The organism is Burkholderia sp. LMG 13014 (assembly GCF_905232215.1).
Classification (GTDB): Bacteria; Pseudomonadota; Gammaproteobacteria; order Burkholderiales; family Burkholderiaceae; genus Burkholderia.
The window spans coordinates 1-3,680 of record NZ_CAJNKE010000576.1 but is presented as its reverse complement, the minus strand read 5'-3'; the positions used below and the strand labels follow the sequence as shown (position 1 = coordinate 3,680).

The window sequence follows — 3,680 nt, the reverse complement described above, 5'->3', positions numbered from 1 at the left end:
TACGCCGATGATAGTGCGGATTCCCGTGTGAAAGTAGGTAATCGTCAGGCTCCCTAAGCCGAAAACCCCCGCCCGAAAGGCGGGGGTTTTTGCATTTGGGCGACGGAAATGCGTGTGCGGGGTGGGGTAGAGCGCTCCACTCATCACGTCCCTCTGGCTCGCACACCAGGTCATTCAACTGCCTCCAGCAGCGAAGCCTTACCCCGGAACGAAACCGAGCGATTTGATACGATCGAAGTGCCGTCGGCGATTGCACTCGTCGACGTTCATGTTCGAAACCAGGGCTTGATGGAGAGGTCGGGAATGAATATCGGCGATGCGTCGCGCGAATCCGGAGTCAGCGCAAAAATGATCCGGTACTACGAACAGGTCGGCCTGCTTGCGCCGAGCAAGCGGACCGACGCCGGCTACCGGATCTACGGCGCGGACGAAATCCATATCCTGCGCTTCATCCGCCAGGCGCGACGCCTTGGCTTTCTCGTCGAGGACATCCGCAAGCTGCTGCTGCTTTGGCAAGACCGTTCCCGCGCGAGCGCCGAAGTGAAGTCGATTGCCCTCGAGCACGTGGCCGAACTCGACAAGCGCATCGCGGAACTGAGCGACATGCGCAACACACTGGCCGATCTCGCTGCGCACTGTCATGGTGACGGGCGGCCCGAATGCCCGATTTTGGCGCGACTGTCCGACCCCGTTGGTGAACCAAATTAGTGCGCGCACTCGAGGGCCGAAACAGGTCTCGATTCGACTTCTATAAAAATCAATGGGTTACGCAAGACTGACAGCCAGCTATTCCGAATGGGAATGGCTTCCATGCAAGTATTTCACTAGCATCTTGGTGCGGCATCGCTATAATTCGGGATAACCCTATACGGGAAATCCCTGAACACCGATTCACCAGGGGTCCCCCTTCCTTGGAGAATGTCATGATCGCCTACATCGTCGAAAAGCTGAGCAACTGGTTCGAATCCGCAGAACGTGAACGCCGTGAGGCATACCTCGCCACGTCGTCGGACATCGTCCAGCTCGAGAGCCGCATCCGCTCGCTGGAAACCAACGGCTACTCGCTGTAATCGGAGTCACCGTCAGGTGCCACGTGGCACCGAACGATAAGCAAGCCCCGTATTTGACGGGGCTTTGTTTTTTTGTGCGCCGGATCTGGCGCAATCGTCAGTGCAGCGCTATGGTATGCACCTGCTTTTCATCCTGAAGGACACGATCATGCGTTTGCGTCTCGATGTGCGTCGAAGTGCCCGCGCGCGTCTCGTTCTGGGCGCGGCGGTGCTTGTCCATGGACTCGCAGCTGCTGCCGCGACATCGTCCAAACCGCTGATTCTCGATACGCAACGCGGTATCCAGGACGGCAAGGGTGGGTTGGTGCTGCAGACGGCACCGTTGTCTTCCGAGCCGATCGTCGAGCCGGCGGGCATGCGGACTCCGGCCGGGCAGGCGCCGAACACGTCGGTTCCGCTGTTCGTCGCGCCGTATATCAATGTCCCCGCGTGGGGTGGACAGCCGGCCAACCAGCCAAGGCTCGCACCGAGACCGCAGCCGTAACGCGCGGTCGCCCGATCAGTTTCCGCGGTGCTCGATCTGGCAGCGGGCGCCGCTATCCTGTCCGAGCATCTCGACCAGATAGGGCAGTGCCTCGTTCATGCTCTGGGCGAGCGTATATGGCGGATTCAGAATGAACATCCCGCTGCCGTAGAGACCCAGCCCGTCAGTCGGCGGATTCGACACCGTCAGCGTCAGGTGCAGCCAGTTGTTCGGTTGCAGGCGCTTCAACTGCTCGGGAAAACGCTGCGATTCCGTCCGGGTGACCTGCGGGTACCAGATGGCATAGCAGCCCGTCGCGAAACGCTTCAGACACTCCGTCACGCAAGCCACCGTGCGCGCGTAGTCCTTCTTGTCCTCGTAGGACGGGTCGATCAGCACGAGTGCGCGTCGCGGCGGCGGCGGCAGCAGCGCCTTGATGCCTTCGAAGCCGTCGCCGGCAAAGATCATCGCGCGTCGCCCCGCGTCGCGGAAATTGTGGCGCAGCACGTCGATTTCCGTCGTGTGCATTTCGAACAGGCGCATGCGGTCCTGCTCGCGCATCGATCGCCATGCGATGTACGGGGAACCCGGGTAGAAGCGCAGTTCACCGTCGTCGTTCAGCGCGCGGACTTCATCCACATAGTCGCCCAGCGCTTCCGGCAGGTTCTTTTCGTTCCACAGTCGGCCGATCCCGGTGTCGAATTCCGACGTCTTCGCCGCGTAGCCGTCGCGCAGCGAGTACACGCCGGCGCCTGCATGCGTGTCGATGTACCAGTAGGACTTGTCTTTCTTGTTCAGGTAGCGCAGCAGCTGGACGACGACGGCGTGCTTGAGCACGTCCGCGTGGTTGCCTGCGTGAAAACCGTGACGATAACTGAGCATGGCGGGCTGCCTGAAACGAAGGTGAACCGATGAAAGCGGTCGATCGTGCGCGGCCGTCAGGCCGGGCGCCGATGCGGGCCGCGTATTGTACGCGAGTGGGCGTGCATCGCCTTACTCGTACGCATCGCCGACCACCTCCTCGATGCGTTGCTTCACATCCGGCGTCAGTTTCGCGGCAACGTCGAGCGCGCGCATGTTGTCACCGATCTGCTCGATCCGCGACGCGCCCGTGATGACCGAACTCACGCGTGGATTCGCGAGCACCCATGCGATCGCGAGCTGGCCCGTGCTGCAGCCGAGCTCGGCTGCGATCTCGCCGAGCCGTTCGACGATGTCGTTGGCGGCCTGATCGGTCAGGCGGTCACGCATCCAGTCGTAACCCTGCAACTGCGCGCGGCTGCCGGGCGGCACGCCGTTACGGTACTTGCCGGTGAGCAGGCCCGATGCCAGCGGGCTCCAGGTCGTGAGGCCGAGACCGTAGTCGTCGTACAGCCGCGCATACTCCTGCTCGACTCGAGTGCGGTGGAACAGGTTGTACTGCGGTTGCTCGACGACCGGCTTGTGCAAGTGATGCCGTTCGGCGATCTCGCACGCGGCACGGATCTCGTCGGCGCGCCATTCCGACGTGCCCCAGTACAGCGCCTTGCCGCGTACGATCATGTCGCTCATCGCCCAGACGGTTTCCTCGATCGGCGTGTTCGGATCGGGGCGATGGCAATAGACGAGGTCGACATAGTCGAGTTGCAGCCGGCGCAGCGAGCCGTCGATGGCGTTCAGCAGGTATTTCCGGTTCAGCGTGTGATACTGGTTCGGCGCTTCGGCGAGCCCCCAGAAGAACTTGGTGGACACGATGTAGCTGACGCGCGGCCAGTCGAGCGACTTGAGCGCGTGGCCCATGATTTCCTCGGATTTGCCGCCGGCGTAGACCTCGGCGTTGTCGAAGAAATTGACGCCCGCGTCGCGCGCCGCAGCCAGGCATTCGCGCGCGACCCGCTGGTCGACCTGGTTGCCGTACGTCACCCACGAACCGAGCGAAAGCTCGCTGATCTGCAGGCCGGAGCGGCCTAGCCGTCGATAGTGCATGCGAATCTCCTGCGTGACAGAACCGACCTTAAGCTTAGACGTTTTGCGCGCGAACGGCGTGGCCGATCGTGCACAATGACGGCTGGCCCGCCGGTGCGATCGCGCGACGGTAGCGGATGCGGCGGGCGCTTGTTTTATCGATCCGACAACGGGAGGAGATGGACATGGCAGCAGATCTGAGC

The 3,680-nt window shown here is 62.2% G+C and carries 5 protein-coding genes; 3 read left to right on the top strand and 2 right to left on the bottom strand.

Features of this window, described 5'->3' with window-relative positions; translation table 11 throughout:
• The first annotated feature begins 303 nt into the window (after window positions 1-303).
• The 3 genes from cueR (at window position 304) to JYJ84_RS31140 (ending at window position 1,554) form a co-directional block, all read left to right on the top strand.
• Window positions 304-708 carry a Cu(I)-responsive transcriptional regulator gene (gene cueR, locus JYJ84_RS31150; protein WP_122945878.1) on the top strand — a complete coding sequence of 135 codons (405 nt, stop codon included), beginning with the start codon at window positions 304-306 and terminating at the stop codon, window positions 706-708.
• Window positions 709-923: 215 nt separating this feature from the next.
• Window positions 924-1,070 carry a DUF3563 family protein gene (locus tag JYJ84_RS31145; protein WP_006478295.1) on the top strand — a complete coding sequence of 49 codons (147 nt, stop codon included), beginning with the start codon at window positions 924-926 and terminating at the stop codon, window positions 1,068-1,070.
• A 148-nt stretch (window positions 1,071-1,218) separates the two neighbouring features.
• Window positions 1,219-1,554 (top strand): hypothetical protein, encoded by a 336-nt coding sequence (locus tag JYJ84_RS31140; RefSeq protein WP_122946734.1) that lies wholly within the window; start codon window positions 1,219-1,221, stop codon window positions 1,552-1,554.
• A 15-nt stretch (window positions 1,555-1,569) separates the two neighbouring features.
• On the opposite strand, the gene JYJ84_RS31135 is transcribed toward JYJ84_RS31140, so the two are convergent.
• Window positions 1,570-2,415, bottom strand: a complete 846-nt coding sequence (locus tag JYJ84_RS31135) for a 23S rRNA (adenine(2030)-N(6))-methyltransferase RlmJ (protein WP_122945877.1) — start codon at window positions 2,413-2,415, stop codon at window positions 1,570-1,572.
• A 111-nt stretch (window positions 2,416-2,526) separates the two neighbouring features.
• On the bottom strand, window positions 2,527-3,498 hold the full coding sequence (locus JYJ84_RS31130; protein WP_174963333.1) for an aldo/keto reductase: 972 nt from the start codon (window positions 3,496-3,498) through the stop codon (window positions 2,527-2,529).
• Window positions 3,499-3,680 lie beyond the last annotated feature (182 nt).

What these genes read in the sequence shown, in the direction of transcription:
- JYJ84_RS31145 (WP_006478295.1), top strand. Translation starts at nt 924, where the DNA reads ATGATCGCCTACATCGTCGAAAAGCTGAGCAACTGGTTCGAATCCGCA.
- cueR (WP_122945878.1), top strand. Translation starts at nt 304, where the DNA reads ATGAATATCGGCGATGCGTCGCGCGAATCCGGAGTCAGCGCAAAAATG.
- JYJ84_RS31135 (WP_122945877.1), bottom strand. Translation starts at nt 2,415, where the DNA reads ATGCTCAGTTATCGTCACGGTTTTCACGCAGGCAACCACGCGGACGTG.
- JYJ84_RS31130 (WP_174963333.1), bottom strand. Translation starts at nt 3,498, where the DNA reads ATGCACTATCGACGGCTAGGCCGCTCCGGCCTGCAGATCAGCGAGCTT.
- JYJ84_RS31140 (WP_122946734.1), top strand. Translation starts at nt 1,219, where the DNA reads ATGCGTTTGCGTCTCGATGTGCGTCGAAGTGCCCGCGCGCGTCTCGTT.